This window comes from Pseudoxanthomonas sp. CCNWLW251, from assembly GCF_037402255.1.
Taxonomy (GTDB): domain Bacteria; phylum Pseudomonadota; class Gammaproteobacteria; order Xanthomonadales; family Xanthomonadaceae; genus Pseudoxanthomonas_A.
Genome location: NZ_JBBEGA010000002.1, coordinates 1,147,368 through 1,164,734 on the forward strand (window position 1 = coordinate 1,147,368; position 17,367 = coordinate 1,164,734).

Here is a 17,367-nt window from a genome sequence, read left to right on the forward strand (position 1 = left end):
AGCCGCACACGGCGGGACATCAGAAGGCGCCCATTGAGGGTGCTCGCATGCACCGGCTCTTCGTTCCTTCGCAAGACCTGCCCGGTGCCTCCCGGATGAGCGAATCTACTGATTCACGCGTGCGTAGCATTCCGGAGATACAAGGCAGGCCACAGGTGGTTTCATTGCGATCTTCTTTCATTCGAGCGTCTGATCGCCCAAACGACGCCCGAACGTCTCGCGAGGTGCCACTTGGACCGGAGATCACCTGCGCCGATGGTCTGGATTCCTGGCGGCGCATTCATCATGGGATCGGATCATCACTTCCCAGAAGAATCGCCCGCCCACAAGGTGTCGGTCGACGGCTTCCACATGGACGCCTATCCCGTGACGAACGCCGAGTTCGCGGCTTTCGTGGAGGCCACCGGGTACATCACGCTCGCGGAACTCGGGCCCAAGCGGACCGGCTCGCACGTGTTCCTCCCCGAAGCCCGGGCAGCGGAGGACGCGAAACGGCATGCGTGGCGCCTGCTTGCCGACGCCGACTGGCGGCATCCCCTCGGACCCGATTCGGATCTCCGTGGACTCGAGGATCATCCTGTCGTGCACGTCGCATACGCGGATGCCCACGCCTATGCCCGCTGGTCGGGCAAGGAAATGCCTACCGAGGCGCAATGGGAATTTGCCGCGCGCGCGGCGAGTCAGGATGAGTTCCCATGGGGTGCGGAACTCGCTCCAAGCGGCGCACACATGGCCAATACCTGGCAAGGAATGTTCCCGAGCGACAACACGGCCGAGGACGGTTACCTCCGGACATCGCCGGTGCATGCGTACCCACCGAACGCACTCGGATTGTTCGACATGATCGGCAACGTCTGGGAATGGACGACCGATTTCTGGGCACCCCGGCACGATCGCCCGAGAGCCAACACCATCCGACGGAACCCCAGAGTCACGAATGCGGTGGACAGTTGCCTGGCGTTCGGCGCCAGCGGGCAGGTGCCACGGCGCGTCCTGAAGGGGGGCTCCCATCTGTGCGACTCGAAACACTCCCCCCGATACCGCGCACCTGCGCGGAGGGCGAGAGCGGTCGACAGTCCGGCCTGCGACATCGGGTTTCGGTGCGTTCGCACAGCGCCCCTATAACGGGTATCGCGCTTAGTTGGGTTGATAACATACAAAAAGATGTTGATAAGTCGAATTGCAGGCGCACGCTGACAGCCGTCCTACCCTCGATGACGCCCCCCTAATCCCCTTCCCCGCCAGTGTCCACTTGCGGCCAGAAGCGGACTTCTCCGGAAAGCTCACTCACCGGAGCCTTTGACGTCGTACGACGATCAGGAATCGTTCCAGAGCCAGCGAACACCGATGATCAGAGTCCGCTCCGCGCCCGGTTCGTAGAAGCGGCCATTGCCTTCGTTGACGATGACGGAGCCGATGTGGAAGCGGTCTAGCGCATTGTCGATGCGCGCGAAGCCCTGCAATCGTCCCGTGCCCGGCGTCCAGTCACGGGCCAGTTCCAGATTGAGCAGACCGTAGCCGGGCGCGCGATCGCTGCCGGTGTCATTCACGGTGACATCGCCCACGGCAACCAGCTGCGCGCTGGCGTTCCACTGGGCGCCCTGCCAGCGCAGCCGTGCCGACGCCTGCTGCCGGGCGACGCCGGGAATGCGGGAGCCGGCGGCGACCTGCACGACCGGCGACGTGCAGCCGCTCGCGGTGCAGATCGGGAAACTGTCGCGGAAGGTTGCATCCAGCCACGTGTAGGCGAACTGCAGCTGCCAGGCATCGTGCAACGGGACGTTCGCCTGCACTTCCACGCCCTCGCGGCGCGCGGCGCCTACATTGCGAAAGCTGCTGCGGCCACCGACATTGCGCGCCACCGCAAGTTCATCGTCCGTATCGGCACGGAACACCGCAGCTTCGATACGCGTGCCGGCATCGCCGCGCCATTTCAGGCCGAGCTCCGCGCTGCGGCTGGTGGCCGGACGCAGGTCGAATGCCAATCCGGCGCCGCCATCGGCGCGATAGCCCACTTCGTTGAAGGTCGGCGTCTCGAAGCCGCGGCCAATCGAGGCGTACAGACGAAATGCATCGGACGGCGCGAATACCAGTCCGGCGACCGGCGTGGTCCGTTCATACACCGCACGACCGCTATCGTCGGGATTGGTGGCAGCGACATACGCATCGTCTGAGCGGAAATTGACACGGCTGTGGCGGGCGCCGACCAGCAACGACCAGCGTGGCGCCAGCTGCCACCAGGCTTGCGCGTACTGATCAGCGTTCCCGACCTGATTGCGCTCGTTCCGCCGCAGGGCGCCGCGCACACCGAGCGTGGTGCCGATGAAGTTCTCGTAGCCACGGCGATGCTGGCGCTGGCGATCAGCGTTCGTCCCAGCGCTCAGCTCGAACGGCCGCCCGGCTAGTTCGCCGGTCCATGACCAGCGCAGGTCGACTCCGCCGTAGTCGTTGTCCAGATCGATCACGCCGCCGGAATTGAGCGGATTGACCTGTGCCGCGATCGGCAATGCGAGGTACTGCTCGACCTGGCGGCGACCACCGTAGGCCATCGCACGCAGTCGATGCCCGCTGGTGAAAGGCCACGTGTAGACCGCACCGACCTGATCCTGCCGGACGGACTTGCGTGTGTCGTACTGCTTCGCGACGGGCGATGCCTGACTTGGATCCTGCCACGCCTGCGCACGCGTCAGGCCTAGGGGGTCCTTGGCATCAGGCGCATTGAAATGATTGAGCAGCAGGTCCAGCGTGCCGGCGCCCGGCGTCAGCCGTAGCTTGGCGTTGAGCGATTCGCGCCGCGCGGCGCTGTGGTCGCGATAGCCTTCCGTATCCAGCACCGATGCCGCCATGCTGTAGCCCAGTGCATCCGTGACGCCGCGAAAACGCGCACCCAGCAGGGTGCTGTCATGGCTGGCCACGCTGGCCTGCACGCGCGTTTCATGTCCTTCCTCGGGGATATCACTCCACAGTTGGATCACGCCGCCGGACGAGTTGCCATGCAGGGCCGAGAACGGACCGCGCAGCACTTCGACGCGATCCGCGCCAAGCATGTTGAAGTGCGACACCTGCCCCTGCCCGTCAGGCATCGTCGCCGGCACGCCGTCGGCGTACAGGCGCAACCCGCGTACGCCGAAGGTCGAGCGCGCACCGAATCCGCGGATTGACAACTGCGTGTCCTGTGCCAGGTTCTGCCGTTCGCGTGCGAGCAACCCTGGGATGCCGTCGAGCACCTCGGACAACGCCGCCTGTGGGCGAGCACCGCCATCGCCCAGCGAGACCACGCTGGTGGACGCCGGCGTATCGAACGCGCTGACTGCTTCCAGTCGGGTCGCCGTGACGACCACCCGGTCCAGCATTTCCGCTGGCATGTCCGGCGCTCCGCCAGGGGCGGCCAGCGCACACGGTGCGACCAACGTACTTCCCAACAGTGGCCAGAAGCGCGACATCTTCATCATGCGTGGATCATCCGAACACCAGCTTTCCTTTCATCATCGTCCAATGGCCGGGCACCGAGCAGAAGAAGGTGTAGTCGCCGCCCTTGCGCAGCGCGGCCGTCGTGAAGGTAAGCGTGGTGGTCTGTCCGCCGCCGATCACGTTGCTGGCCGCCAGCACGCGGGCGTCGCCCTTGGGTACATGGTTACTGCTGGACGGCAGTTTGCCGGCGGCCGCCGCCAGTGCTTCAAGGTCCGCCGTCTTCGTCAGAACCCAGTTGTGGCCCATCACCTCGACGGGAAGGGCGCCAGTATGCCGCAGCGTCAGTTTCACTTGCGTGCAGTCGGCAGCGATGCGGATCTCGGTCTTGTCGAACTGCATCGCATCGTTGCTGCCGATGGCGACGTTGCAGGTCTTCGCTGCGGCATGCAGTGGCGCCAAGGCAAGCAGCGCAACGACAAGGCAGGGAAATACGTGTTTTGATAGCATCAGGACATTCCTGCTTTTTCGCTAGGGGAACCCTGCGCGACCCCGATCTGGGTCGCGCAGGGCGGAGGACACCGTCGTGGCGATCAGTCGCCCAGTGCGAACACCCACACAGAACCACCTTCCGGCACGGCCTTCTCCCAGCCTGCGAGGTCGTGCATCTTGCCTTGGATCCATTGCGCATCCACGCCCCAGCCGGACACCACCGCGATGTACTGCTTGCCGTCGACGGTGAAGGTGCTGGGCGGCGCGATGATGCCGGACGGCGTGGGGAACTCCCACAGCAGCTTGCCCGTCTTGGCGTCATACGCACGGAACATACGGTCGTTGGTACCGCCCGCGAACAGCACGCCGCCTGCGGTGGTCATGATCGAACCCCAGTTCCACGAGTGCGGATACTTCTCGCGCCACACTTCCTTGCCGCCATCCACGCTCCATGCCTGGATGCCACCGATGTGGTCGAAGTTCTTCTTCACCGATAGATCGAGGCGGTTGATGTCCACGCCGGCCGACCACTGGCCGGGAATGCGCGGCTGGATCAGGCCGGTCAGCGTGAGGCAGTGGTTGTCGTTGTACGGGATGTACAACATGCCGGTCTTCGGGTTGTACGCCTCGTACGGCCAATCCTTGCCGCCCCACAGGCTGGGACAGTAGGTGCGCGTCTTGCCGGTGGCCGGCTTGGCCTCCTCGTTGTAGGTCGGACGGCCGGTCTTCGGGTCGATGCTGGAGAACACCGTGTTGGTCACGTAAGGCTCAGACTTGTTGTAGGTGATCTGGCCCTTGTCGTCGCGGTCCAGCCAGTACAGACGGCCGTTGCGCTGCGCGCTGATCAGGCCGGAGACCTTCTTGCCGTTGCGGTTGAACTCCACCAGCGTCGGCGCGTTCATGCCGGCCCAGTCCCACGAATCGTTCCAGTGGTACTGGAAGTGGCTGACGATGTCGCCCGTTTCCGGATCGAGTGCCAGCACCGACGCCAGGTAGAGGTTGTCGCCGGGTCGCTGGTCGCCCAGCCACGGTGCGCCGTTGCCCACGCCCCAGTAGATGACGTTGTTGGTAGCGTCGTAGTTGCCCGGCATCCACATCGTGCCGCCGCCGTTCTTCCATGCGTCCTTCCACTCGCCGTCCTGCGGCCACGTCTCGAAACCTTTCTCGCCCGGCGCCGGCACGCTGTAGCGCGTCCAGGCCAGCTTGCCGGTTTCAGCGTCGAATGCCTTCAGGAAACCGCGCACGCCGAATTCGCCGCCCGACGGCCCGATCAGCACCTTGCCCTTGACCACCAGCGGTGCGGACGTGATGTAGGCGCTGTCCTGCTCCCAGTCGCAGACCTGCGCTTCCCATACCAGCTTGCCGGTGGTGGCATCCAGCGCGCTGAGCATACAGTCGATGCTGCCGACGTAGACCTTGTCGCCATACAGCGACACGCCGCGGTTGGTACGGTGGAGCGCACCGAGACCTTCCGGCACTTCGCGCACGAACTTCCAGCGGACCTTGCCCGTGCGCGTGTCGTAGGCGATCACCTGGTTGTGTGGCGTCGCCACGAACATGTAATCGCCGTTGACGATCGCGGGGGCCTCGTGGCCCGAGTTGACGCCCGTGGCCGCCGACCACACCGGCCGCAGCTTGGCGACGTTGGCGGTGGTCACCTGGTCCAGTTCGCTGTAGCTCCAGCCGGCGTAGTTGCCCTTGGTCAGCAGCCAGTTCGCGGGCTCCTGCTTGGCCAGGCGTGCGTCGGTGACGGGGTTGTAGTCGGCCGCAGCAAGCGGGGCCGAGGCGAAGGTCGCGACAAGCGCGGCCGTGATCAACTTCAGGTGCATGGGTCTCCTCCCGGGTAAAGCGTTGGTGTAGGTGGTGGACGTTGGAACGTGGTGCAGGTCAGGTGGTCGGCGGACCGAGCGGTCCGTCGAACTTGCCGCTGACCACCAGTGCGCCGTCCTTGATCGTCAGCGGCAGCATGGCGAGACGGCGCGTGGCCGGCCCCTGCGTGACGGCACCACGGTTGGCCGCGTCGAACACCGAGCCATGGCAGTTGCAGACGATCTGCGTCTGGCTGGGGTGCAGCGTGGTAATGGGACAGCCGTAGTGCGTGCACAACGACGAGAACGCGACGATGCCGTCGGCGGCGTTGCGCGCACTGGTCGGCTTCAGGTCGGCCGGCTTCAGCCGCACCACCGTCAGCAGGTTGGCTTTCGAGATCAGCACCTTGCCGGTCGCCGGATCCATCGGATAGGCCAGCAGCGGCGGCTTGCCGATCTCGACGTCGGCCGGCTTCACTTCCTTGCCGGCCTTCGGGCCGATCATGAAAGCAAGCTTGTCGCCGGGCTCCGGCTTCTGGCTCCGCGTGCCGGCCGCCGGCGCGGGAGCCTGGGCGCTGGCACCCAGGCTGACGACGGCCATCGGGGCGAGCGCCGCCAATGCCAGCGCGCCGCTCAACATGCTGCGACGCCCGCTGTCATCCGGATGCCCGGCGCACGCGCATGCGCGGCCGCCCTGTTCTTTCGTATCGCTCATCGTGTCAACTCTCTTCTTCAAGGCGTCTGCAGGTAGACCACGTGGGTCTCGGTGAACTCGAGCAGGCCATGCTTGCCGTCGGCGCCGCCGATGCCGGACTTGCGCCGGCCCGCATGGAAGCCCTGCATCGCCTCGAAGTGCTCGCGGTTGATGTAGGTTTCGCCGAAGCGCAACTCGCGCGCCGCCTTGATCGCGGCGTTGATGTCGCGGGTGAAGATCGACGACGTCAGTCCATACTCGGAATCGTTGGCGAGTGCGATCGCTTCGTCGAGGCTGTCGACGACCTGGATCGGCAGCACGGGCCCGAAGATCTCCTCGCGCATGATCGCCATGTCCGCGCGGGCATCGACGATCAGCGTCGGCTCGTAGTGGAAACCCTTGCCCAGTTCCGCCGGCTTGCCGCCGGTGACGATGGTGGCGCCATCGCGCTTGGCCTGTTCCACCGCCGCCGCCACCTTGTCCAGGCCGGCCTGGTTCACCAGCGGACCCATCTGCAGATCGTCGCGCTCGGACGGATCGCCGTATCGCGTGTCGCGGAACAGCTTGACCAGCCGCTCCACCAGCGCCTCGTGCGCGCCGCGCTCCACGTACACGCGCTCGGCACAGTTGCAGACCTGGCCGGTGTTGATCACGCGCGAGTCGTAGATCGCCTTGGCCGCCAGGTCGAGATCGGCATCGGCCAGCACGATGGCGGGCGCCTTGCCACCCAGCTCCAGGTTCACGCGGGTCAGGTTGCGACCTGCCGTCTGCATGATCCGGCTGCCGGTGGCGACGCTGCCGGTGAAAGTGATCAGGTCGACCTGCGGATGTTCGACCAGCGCTTGGCCGGTGCTGCGGCCGAGGCCGCCGACCAGGTTGAACACGCCCTTCGGCAGATCGGTCTCGTCGACGAGCCTGGCGAATTCGTACGCATTGATCGGCGTTTCTTCGCTGGGCTTGATCACGATCGTGTTGCCGGTGATCAGCGCCGGCGCAAGTTTGCGAGCGATCAGGAAGAACGGGAAGTTCCACGGCAGGATACCGGCGACCACGCCGATAGGTTTGCGGAACAGGAAGATGTTCTCGTTGGCGCGATCGCTGGTGAGGATCTCGCCGTCCAGGCGGCGTGCCCACTCGGCCATGTAGTCGATGTAGTCGGCGGTGAAGTCGACTTCGACCTGCGCCAGCTGCTGGATCTTTCCCTGCTCGCGGACGATCACGCCGGCCAGTTCCTTGCGGTGCTCGCGCAGCTTGGCGGAGATCTGGCGCAGGTAGCCGGCACGTTCGATCGGTGCGCGCTTCTCCCACGCCGGCTGTGCGCGCCGCGCAGCGGACACGGCCGCGTCAACGGTGGCCGCGTCGCTGTCGGGGATGCGCGCCAGCAAGACGCCGTCCGCGGGATTGGTGACGTCGATGGTCGCACTGCCGCCCGCGACGAAGGCGCCATCGATGTAGTTCTGGTAAGTCTGTGTCATGGGGTTTCCTTGGCTTGTGTTGTCCTTGCCGGCGCGCCGTCCATGGAGAACGGCGCGCCGTGTGCGGCGATCACCACACGTAGGCGTACTTCAGGTTGAAGCTGTCGTTGACGCTGTGGTTCTTGCCGTCGAGCGAGGTCGAATAGCGCAGCGTGATCGACTGGTTGTCGAAGGTGTGGACCATCAGGCCGGCGCCGCCATCTACCGCCCAGCCGGTTGGCAGGCCGTCGTTGGACTCGGTGTGCTCGGCGTCCAGCGCCAGGAACGGCTCCAGCCGCTGCGTCGCGCGATAGGCGAAACGGTTGTTGGTATGCAGAGTCAGTCCGGGCTGGATGCCGCTGTCACGACGGCTCTGCCAGACGAAGCCGGCGTCGCCGGTCCAGCCGAACTTGTCGCCCATGCGCCAGTCCCAGAAGAAGCTCGAGAGGTTCTTCCAGTTGGTGTCGCTTACCCGCTCGGTGCCCACCGGCACCTGCAGGAACGACTGGAAGCCCAGCGTGGCGCGCTCGCTCGGCTTGTACCAGATCGCGAAACCGGTCATCGGATCACCGATGCCGCTGATATGGCGGTCACCGGGCGCGGCGGAGGTATTGCGGATCGCCACTTCCGGCACGATGACTTCCCACGCCACGCCGATCTTCTTGTTCGATTCCGGCGTCCAGAAGCGCACGTACTTGGACAGGCCTGTCAGCGCCTTGCTGCCGGAGCCGTCGACGCGGTCGCCGTCGGCGTCGAACATGCGCGCGTTGTCCTGGTAGGTGGCGTACTGCACGAACACATTGAACGGCTCGAAACCGACCGGCAGTTCGTACTCACGCGGACCGATCACGTCGAACGTGGTCTGCGCGCTGGCCGTCCCAGCGACCGCCAGCAGCGGCAGCAGTGCCAACGGCAGCAGGCGCGGCAGCGAGCGCATCGTCTCTCTCTTCATGGTGGTGCTTCCCTCCCGAGTGAATGGACCGGTCGGCATGCGGACCCGGGTCCGCGCCGTGACGGTGTTTCCGGGACGCCGGTGCGCACGCGCATCAGGTCCACGCAGGAGGTAGCGCAAGGCGCGTGCCACGTTGCAGTGCAGCGAATGGATAATGCGCGCCCTCATGAAATCAAGGGCTTGGCGTGTTCACGGCGGACGGGCACGGCCCTGTCCATGCGGCAGTGCAATGCGATTGCGACACCTGCCTGCGACTACCTGTCGCATGGCCCTGCGACAGGTGTCGCACCCCGATACCGATGCGCGGGCCCCGAGTGCGACGCAAACGAAGACGGCCCGTCATCACGACGGGCCGTCCGGGTAGCCGGCATCAGGCCGACGGGAGGATGGATGCAGTCAGTCCGATTGCGTGGGCGACACGATGTCCAGGCGCTTCATCCGTCGATAGACCGTCGCGCGGCACGAACCCAGATCGCGCGCGGCTTCGCTGATGTTCCAGCGGTTGCGGCGCAGTACCTCGAGCAGCACGGCACGCTCATCGTCGCCGGGCACTGGTTCACGCGGAAACGGGATCACTGTCGCCATCGCGTGCGGCATCGCGGTTTGGATGTCGATGACCTCTTGCGGCAGGTGGTCCAGGCCAACAGTGGCGCCATCGGCGATCGACAGTGCGTAGCACAGCGCATTGCGCAGTTCGCGGATGTTGCCCGGCCAGTCATGGCGCAGCAACGCGGCGACGGCCCGCGGATCGATCGCGGCGCGCACGCCCATCGCCTCGGCTTCAATCTCCAGGATACGTTCGATCAGGAACGTCTTGTCGCTGCGCTCGCGCAACGCCGGCAAGGCCAGCGTGGCTCCGCACAGACGGTAGTACAGGTCTTCGCGGAACGTGCCCGCCACGATCTGCCGGCGCAGGTCTCGATGCGACGCCGCCACCACGTTCAGGTCAACACGCACCGGCTGGTCCGCGCCCAGTGGCAGCACTTCCCGCTCTGCCAGCACGCGCAGCAAGCGCGTCTGCAGCGGCAGCGGCATGTCGCCGATCTCGTCGAGGAACAGCGTGCCGCCGTCCGATCGCTGGATCAGTCCCTTCATTCCCTTACTGCGCGCACCGGTGAACGTGCCCGGCGCGTACCCGAACAGCTCGCTCTCGATCAAAGACTCCGGGATCGCCGCGCAATTGACTGCTACGAACGGTCGATCGGCGCGGCGGCTGGCGTCGTGCAGCGCGCGCGCGAGCACCTCCTTGCCGGTACCGGTTTCGCCCTGCAGGAAGATGCTGACCGGCTTGTCCACCAGTCGCGCCGCGCGCTCGAGCAGCTGGTCCATGCGCGCGTCGCCCCCCGACAGACGCGACAGCACGCTGGTCCGGGCGGGATCACGTTGCGCTTCGCCAGCGTCGGCGGCCTGCATGCGCGGTGCCGTCTTCGGCGCGATCATCGACGCATGGTAGCCCTGCCCATCCCACGTGGTCACCACGCCCCGCGAATCATGCGACGTGCCCTTGGTAAGTCGCCAAATGTCGTCTATGCGCGTGCCGAACACGCCCGTGAGGTGGTTGCCCACCAGTTGCGCGCGCGCGTCGTCGCGCGTATGCAACGATTCCAGCAACCGCAGCTGCTGGCGCGCGCCGCTGTTGGCACCGACGATGCGGCCATCGCGATCCACCGCGAGCATCAGTTCACCGCACACGTCAACCAGCGGACCGACGGTGCCGAGCCGCAGGATCCAGTGCGCGCGGAACTGCCGGATGAAGTTCGCATCCTCGATCATCCGCGCATGCAGCACGGTCAGGTGGCGTGCCAGATGCAGGCTCTCGCGCCGATCCGGCGACGAAAGCGCGGAGACATCCAATGCTCCCATGAAGGCGCCATCGGGATCGTATAGCGGCGTACTGGTGCAACTCAGGCCGATATGGCCGATGTAGAAATGATCCTCGCGGTCGCAGATCACCGTCGACTGCTCGGCAATGCAGGTACCGATGCCGTTGGTGCCGGCATGGATCTCATTCCAGTTGGCGCCCAGCGCGAGGCCGGCACGGCGCAACGGCGCATCCCAGGTATCGTTTCCGATGAAATCCAAGGTAACGCCTTCCGCGTCGGTCAGCAGCAGCACGTAGCCGAGGTCGGAGACGTGCTTGTACAGCTGCTCCATGCCGGCACGCGCCACGTGCAGGTGATCTTCCACCTGCTGGCGGCACTCGCGCAGCCGCGAGTTGGTTTCGATGCGCACGTCCGGGCGCATGGCCGGATCGAGTGCGTGCTCGGTGGCGCAGCGGCGCCACGAACGGTGGATCAGATCGGTGTTTGCGTTGCTGCCGGCGCGCTGCGATCCCGAATGGATCACCCGCAACACCGTCTCGACGTGTTGTTGGACAGTTGACATGCCACCCTCCCAGGCCGGCCGAAGACGTTCCCGCTTGCGTGCCGTTCGTGTGTGTGGACGTGCGGATGCTCCCGGTCCGCCGTCTGCGCGATCTTGGTTCCCCTACTCCTCCCGTGTGTCGTGCGTGGCGGTGGTACGCGATGACCGCAAGCGCTCGCGCAGCGAACGCGGCGCGGGAGTCAGCGGGGTACGCGAGCGTGTCCAGCCTCCCTGGCAAGCGGGCGTGAGGGCGCGCAGCCGGGAGGCGATCCAAGTGAACAAGCGATACCGCATTCCGTTCGAATACAGCAGTCGCCACGCCTTCCAGGCCAGGACCTCGGAGATGCTACGCACTGCGCCCTGCCCCTTCAACGCGTTCCGTTGCTGCATTGCGGGACGCCGGTGCCGTCCGGCTTCGCGCAGATGCATCAGCAGTTCCGGAATCGGGATACCGACCGGGCAGACATCGCCGCACGCACCGCACAGACTGGAGGCCGTCGGCAAATCGCGCGTCGATTCCAGCCCCAACAGGTGCGGCGAGATGATCGCGCCGATCGGCCCCGGATACGTGGTGCCGTACGACAGGCCACCGATGCGGGCATACACGGGGCAATGGTTCATGCAGGCGCCACAACGGATGCATTGCAGCGTCGCGCGGAAGCGCTCTTCAGTGAATGCCTGGCTGCGGCCGTTGTCCAGCAGCACCAAATGGACTTCTCGCGGACCGTCCTTTTCGCCCCCACGGCGGGGCCCGCTGATGATGTTGAGGTAGGTGGTAACCGCCTGCCCTGTCGCCGAGCGTGTCAGCAGCGTGAACAGCGGCGGCACGTGTTCCAGCTTCTCGACGATCTTCTCGATGCCGGTGATCGCGATGTGCACGTCCGGCACGGTAGTAGACAGGCGGCCATTGCCTTCGTTCTCCACCAGCACCAGCGATCCCGTCTCGGCGACCATGAAGTTGACCCCGGACACGCCGATCTTTGCCTGGCGGAACTTGTCGCGCAGCGCGACGCGCCCGATCGCGATCAGTTCGTCCACGTCCTCGGTATAGCCGGCGCCGGGGATGTGCTCGGCGAAGATCCTGGCGACGTCTTCCTTGGTCTTGTGGATCGCCGGCATGATGATGTGGCTGGGCCGGTCATGGTCGAGCTGCAGGATGTACTCGCCCATGTCGGTCTCGACGCAGGCGACGCCGTGCTCCTGCATGCGGTGGTTCAGCTCGATCTCCTCGCTGACCATCGACTTGCCCTTGACCATCATCGGCGCGTCGTGTCGCCGTGCGATCTCCAGGAAGATGCGGTTGGCGTCGGCGGCATCCTCGGCCCAGTGCACCTTCACGCCGCGTGCGTGCAGTGCGTGCTCGAGTTGATCGAGCAGGTCCGGCAGCCGCGACAGGGCGCGCTTGCGGATGTGTTCGCCGAGCCCGCGTAGCGCCTCGAACGCCTCGCCGTCAGGGAACTGCGCGGCCCGCTTGTCCGCCAGGTAGTCCATCGCGCCACGGAAGCCGCGACGCAGCACCGGGTCGGCGAGCACAAGCCGCGCGTTGTCCTTGAACGCCACCGGATCGGCAGCGGGCCGCACGGCGCTCATGCCGTGGCCTCCATGCGCAGCAACAGGATGACCAGCTCACGCGGGCCATGCGCGCCATAGACCAGCAGGCGCTGGATGTCCGCGGTCTTCGACGGACCCGTTACCAGCAGCGCGTTGGTCGGCAAGTCCGCGGCCCATTGCTGGCGCTGCATCACATCATGCAGCGTGGAATACAAGGCTTCCTCGCGCAGCACGGCAATGTGGATCGGAGGCAGCAGCGAGAGCGTGCGCGGCTCTCTTGCATCCGGCCAGAGGACCAGGCTTCCGGTCTCGGCGATGCCGCCGAGCGTGGTGGTGATGCCGGCATCCACCGTATCGAACAGCACCGGCTTCAGCGTTTCGATCGGCGCGTCGTACCAGTCCAGCGCCAGGTCGCGCGTCGCCGACGGCAAGGCGTCCGCAATGGCGGTGTCGCGGCCCGCCATCAGGCGGCGCACGTTCTTGGCCGCCAGCACCGATGCCAGCGCGGCGGGCCAGCCGGCGGCGTCGATTTCGATCACCTCGGCGCGCCATCCGCGCGCCTGCGCGATGAAACGTTCGCGCAGGGCACCCACGGCAGAGACGGCCGCGGTCGCGTAGTACGCCGCGACATCGGGCGCGGCCAGTTCCACCGGCCCAGCCGCACGCAACCGCGACAGGATCGCCGAACGCGCGCGCGTCGACGCGAACGAAAGGCTCATGCGCTGCCCTCCGGAGCCGGAAGGCCCCAGCGCTCACGCAGGAAGCTGGCAATATGCCGCCCCTGCAGCGCGCCTTCGCGGCGCGCGAGCGTGCCGTTGAGGTTGAGCAGGCACCCGCAGTCGCCGCTGACGAAGGCATCGCAGCCGCTGTCGGTAAGCGCATCGGCCTTGTCGCCCGCCATGGCGGCGGAGATATCCGGTTGCTTGACCGCGAACGTGCCACCGAAGCCGCAGCATTCGGATTCGTACGCCTGGATCTTCAGGTCGACGCCCGGCAACGCCTCCAGCAGGCGGCGCCCGCTGGCCAGCGCTCCGGTTTCGCGGCGGGCGCTGCACGAGGTGTGCAGGCAGACCGACACCGGGACGCCGGTGGTGGCGACGGGTAAAGGCAGGTCGGTCGCAGCCAGGAAGTCGGTGAACTCCACCACCCGTGTCGCGATGGCGCGGGCCCGCTCGAGCCGCGCGATGTCGTGCTCGAACAGGCGCGGCCAGTGGTGCCGCATCATGCCGGCGCACGACCCCGACGGCACCACGATTGGCCAAGGTTCTGGAAACAGGTCGAGCTGCGCTGCCGCGACCCGGCGAGCTTCTTCCGGAAACCCGCTGGTGTACGCGGGTTGGCCGCAGCAGGTCTGGGCCTCCGGAAAATGGACGCGGCAGCCGAGCCGTTCCAGGACCGCGATCGCATCCAGGCCGGCGTCAGGCATGAACAGGTCCACCACGCACGTGGCGAACACATATACATCCCGGGAGGGGGAGGGGCAGGCAGGATCTGGTGAGCGCATGGCGGGCGGGTCAGCATTGTCCGGACCGGAGTCTGTGCGCGCCGCCGGCGGGCGGTATATTGGTCTGACCAATTTTTCCGCGGAGCGCGCCGCCATGCCTTCCCAGGTTGCCCAGATCACTCGGCACATCGAACAGGGCATCGCCGACGGGCGTTACGTCGCCGGACGACGGCTGCCCGCGGAGCGCATGCTGGCGGAGCTACTGCAGGTCTCACGCGCCACCGCGCGCGAAGCGATCGGCCTGCTGGTCGCACGCGGGGTGCTGGAGCGCCGGCAGGGCGACGGCACCTACGTGGTCGCCGCCGCTGAGCGACGCATGGCCGAAATCTGGCAGGACATGGCACGTCAGCATCCGATGCTGCAGGCCGATCTGGTGGAGTTCCGCGCGATGCTGGAAGGCCGCACCGCCGAGCTCGCCGCGCTGCGCCACGATGACGACGACCGTGCACGATTGCGCGCCGCACACGCAGCGGTGGACGCCGCCTATGGCAGCAGCGACCGTCAGGCGCAGATCCGTAGTGACGTCGCGTTCCACCGCGCCATCGCCGATGCCACCCACAACCCCGTGTTCTCCTACCTCATCGCTTCGTTGCTGGCACTGCTGCACGACCATGTGCAGGTCAGCCTCGCGGGCCTGTCGCCGCAGTCGCCGGTGTCGCAGCAGTTGCGCAGACAGCACGACGCGCTGCTGTCCGCGATCCTGGCGCGCGACGCCGACCGCGCACGCGACGTTGCGGGCGGGCACATGGATTACGTAGCCGTGCAACTCAATGCCCTTCCAAGGGTGTCGCGCCCTCTGACTTCGCCATAACTGACGGGCGCTGTCCGCGCCGGGTCGGAAGCGGACATCAGGATTGCCCTCTGTCCGCAGTAGAACGTCCCGCTGACGTCCTAAAAGACCGGGGCCCGACTTCACTCGTCGAGCCCCGGTTTCCGCTATTTTTACTCAGGATTCGTGCAGGCTCAACGTAGTGTTTCATCCTTGGGGATCAGCGCATCGATCAGGAACGTCATGCGCAGCGCCATGAGTTCGGGATTGCGGAACGCATCGCTCACGCCGTGCCCACCTTCCTCATCCTCAAGGAAGTGAACGGGCGCGTCCACGTCGTACAGGCGGGCGGCGAGCTTGCGTGCATGTCCCGGGCCGACCCGGTTGTCTTCGGTGGAGATAGTCACCAGGAACGGTGGATACGTTGTGCCCTTGCGGACGTTCTGCATCGGTGAATAGGCGAGCATCGCCGCGGCTTCGTCAGGCTTGTCGGGATTGCCGTATTCGTTGATCCAGGCCGCCCCCATGCCCATGTGGCGCATGCGGATGAGGTCGGTCAGCGGCACATCGCTGACCACCGCGCCGAACAGGTCCGGCCGCTGCGTACCCAGCGTGGCCGACAACAGGCCGCCGTTCGACATGCCGAATACGCCGATCTGCTTCGGGGTGGTGTAGCCGCTCGACACCAGCTGCTCGGCCACGGCGATGAAGTCGTCGTACGAGCGCTGGCGGTCCTTGCGGATCGCCGCTTGGTGCCAGGCTTCGCCGCGCTCGCCACCGCCGCGGATCGCGGGGATCGCGAGCGAGCCGCCACGGTCCAGCCACAGCTTGAAGGCCGGTCCGCCCACGGTGTAATCGAAGTAGCCCGGACGATACGAAATGCCGAAGGCGCCGTAGCCCGTCATGAAGAGGGGTTGCGTACCGGAGGCAGGCGCCTTTGGACGGAGCAGGTAGTAGTCCACGTCTGTACCGTCACGCGACGTCGCCGTGCGGATCTCCGTAACGTATCGACCCTCTTCGAACAACGATCGATCCTGCGCCAGCAACTTCGGCGTCTGGCCCGGGCGGAACACTTCCTGCCGACGCGGAGTGACGAAGCCGTTCGTGGCGACGATCAGGTCGTCGTCGGAACTGCCCCCGCCGCGCACCGAGATGTTGTCGCCCGGCTTCCCGGCCAGGGCTTCCTCGACGGTCCATCCGCCGGCGGTCGGGCTGGCGAACAGCACGCGCGGTACCAGCCTGCGATTGACCACGAACGCCAGCTTGCCCTGTGCGCTGGCGATATCGCTGCGCCCGCCCAGATAGTCGCCTTCGGACGGGGTATAGATTCGCGTGACCTTCCTGCCTGCCGGCACGGCGGGGTCGCTGTTCCATGCAAGCAGGGTTTCGGCGGGATAGCGGGTGCCTTCGACGACCTCATCGGTGCCCAGCTGGACCACGACCTGGTCGCCCACCAGCGCCTGCACGGCCATCGGCTTGAGCGAACGCGGCAGCGCGGCCTTCTCCAGACGCCCCTCCGCGGTTACCGCGAAGATCTCGAAGGTGGAGTAGTTGATCGCACGCACGATGACGCCGCGCCGATGTGCCCCTTCTCCCACCGCGAACAGCTGCACGATGGCGTCGGAAGGTTCAGCGGCGTAAACCTCGCGCGCGTTCGCGAGCGGCTCGCCACGCTTCCACAGGCGCACTGATGCCGGCCAGCCGGCCAGGGTCTTGGCGGCGCCTTGGGCCGTGTGCTCGACGATGATCTGGTCGGGACCCATCCATTCGGCGAAGGCACGCGCTTTCGGCGTCCTGAAGCCTCCCTCGACGAACGCTGCCTTGTCGAGGTCGAATTCGCGTATCTCGACTTCGTCGCCGCCGGCCGGCGACAGACGCAGCAGGCATCGGCTGAACGCCGGAGACAGGCAGGCGCTCGACAGGTCGTAGGCCTGCAGTTCCAGCGGCGCGCCTTCGGTCTTGCGCAACTGACCCACGTCCAGCACCGTGCGCCACGGTCCCGGCAGGCCTTCTTTATCCCGGGTGGCGAGCTGCAGCAGGCCATAGGGGTGCTCGGCATCGCGCAGGAAGCGCACGGCGCGCGGTCCCATCAGGGTGATGTCGGGCTCGGCCGCACCGGTGGCCAGCGCCGTGGCCAGTTCTGTCTTGACCTTCGCATAGGTCGGCAGGCTGCGAAGCGCTGCTTGGGACGCTGCCGTCCTGGCGCGCGCCCACTCCAGTGCCTGCTTGTCGTGCGGCGGTTCCAGCCATTGGGGATCGCCGGGCGTCTGCGACATCGCGGTGGGTGCCGCCGCCAGCGCGACCAGCGCCAGCGCATGCAAGCGCGGCATCTTGATATCGAGGTGCATGGGTTCTGTCCTGTCAAAGGGCC

General features: G+C 66.3%; 13 protein-coding genes. 2 read left to right on the top strand and 11 right to left on the bottom strand.

Annotated features, from left to right (window positions below; genetic code table 11):
• Positions 1 to 255: 255 nt before the first annotated feature.
• Complete coding sequence (locus WBN46_RS12540; RefSeq protein ID WP_337731800.1) at positions 256 to 1,125, top strand: formylglycine-generating enzyme family protein; 870 nt, start codon at positions 256 to 258, stop codon at positions 1,123 to 1,125.
• A 191-nt stretch (positions 1,126 to 1,316) separates the two neighbouring features.
• Here the strand turns inward: WBN46_RS12540 and WBN46_RS12545 are convergent, their stop codons facing one another.
• From WBN46_RS12545 to WBN46_RS12590, 10 genes are all read right to left on the bottom strand, one after another.
• Positions 1,317 to 3,452, bottom strand: coding sequence for a TonB-dependent receptor (locus WBN46_RS12545; protein WP_337731801.1), 2,136 nt, complete (start codon positions 3,450 to 3,452; stop codon positions 1,317 to 1,319).
• Positions 3,453 to 3,459: 7 nt separating this feature from the next.
• Complete coding sequence (gene azu, locus WBN46_RS12550) at positions 3,460 to 3,918, bottom strand: azurin (RefSeq protein ID WP_337731802.1); 459 nt, start codon at positions 3,916 to 3,918, stop codon at positions 3,460 to 3,462.
• Between the two features lie 83 nt (positions 3,919 to 4,001).
• Positions 4,002 to 5,729, bottom strand: coding sequence for a PQQ-dependent dehydrogenase, methanol/ethanol family (locus tag WBN46_RS12555; RefSeq protein WP_337731803.1), 1,728 nt, complete (start codon positions 5,727 to 5,729; stop codon positions 4,002 to 4,004).
• 58 nt (positions 5,730 to 5,787) lie between these two features.
• The gene (locus WBN46_RS12560) at positions 5,788 to 6,423 is read right to left on the bottom strand and encodes a Rieske (2Fe-2S) protein (RefSeq protein WP_337731804.1); all 636 of its coding nucleotides are present in this window, start codon (positions 6,421 to 6,423) and stop codon (positions 5,788 to 5,790) included.
• A 17-nt stretch (positions 6,424 to 6,440) separates the two neighbouring features.
• The gene (aldA, locus tag WBN46_RS12565; protein ID WP_337731805.1) at positions 6,441 to 7,877 is read right to left on the bottom strand and encodes an aldehyde dehydrogenase; all 1,437 of its coding nucleotides are present in this window, start codon (positions 7,875 to 7,877) and stop codon (positions 6,441 to 6,443) included.
• Between the two features lie 70 nt (positions 7,878 to 7,947).
• A complete protein-coding gene (locus WBN46_RS12570) occupies positions 7,948 to 8,808 on the bottom strand; it encodes a transporter (protein ID WP_337731806.1) in 861 nt (286 codons plus the stop codon).
• Between the two features lie 396 nt (positions 8,809 to 9,204).
• Positions 9,205 to 11,193 (bottom strand): sigma-54-dependent Fis family transcriptional regulator, encoded by a 1,989-nt coding sequence (locus WBN46_RS12575; RefSeq protein ID WP_337731807.1) that lies wholly within the window; start codon positions 11,191 to 11,193, stop codon positions 9,205 to 9,207.
• 102 nt (positions 11,194 to 11,295) lie between these two features.
• Positions 11,296 to 12,762: a LutB/LldF family L-lactate oxidation iron-sulfur protein gene (locus WBN46_RS12580; protein WP_337731808.1), complete on the bottom strand. Its 1,467-nt coding sequence runs from the start codon at positions 12,760 to 12,762 to the stop codon at positions 11,296 to 11,298.
• A complete protein-coding gene (locus WBN46_RS12585) occupies positions 12,759 to 13,442 on the bottom strand; it encodes a lactate utilization protein (RefSeq protein ID WP_337731809.1) in 684 nt (227 codons plus the stop codon). Before WBN46_RS12585 ends, WBN46_RS12580 begins: the two co-directional genes overlap by 4 nt.
• On the bottom strand, positions 13,439 to 14,368 hold the full coding sequence (locus tag WBN46_RS12590) for a (Fe-S)-binding protein (protein WP_337731810.1): 930 nt from the start codon (positions 14,366 to 14,368) through the stop codon (positions 13,439 to 13,441). The genes WBN46_RS12585 and WBN46_RS12590 overlap by 4 nt, the downstream gene beginning before the upstream one ends.
• On the opposite strand from WBN46_RS12590, the gene WBN46_RS12595 reads away from it, so the two are divergent.
• Positions 14,322 to 15,038: an FCD domain-containing protein gene (locus tag WBN46_RS12595; RefSeq protein ID WP_337731811.1), complete on the top strand. Its 717-nt coding sequence runs from the start codon at positions 14,322 to 14,324 to the stop codon at positions 15,036 to 15,038. The two genes, WBN46_RS12590 and WBN46_RS12595, sit on opposite strands and share 47 nt — an antisense overlap.
• 152 nt (positions 15,039 to 15,190) lie before the next feature.
• Here the strand turns inward: WBN46_RS12595 and WBN46_RS12600 are convergent, their stop codons facing one another.
• The gene (locus WBN46_RS12600) at positions 15,191 to 17,344 is read right to left on the bottom strand and encodes a prolyl oligopeptidase family serine peptidase (RefSeq protein ID WP_337731812.1); all 2,154 of its coding nucleotides are present in this window, start codon (positions 17,342 to 17,344) and stop codon (positions 15,191 to 15,193) included.
• Positions 17,345 to 17,367 lie beyond the last annotated feature (23 nt).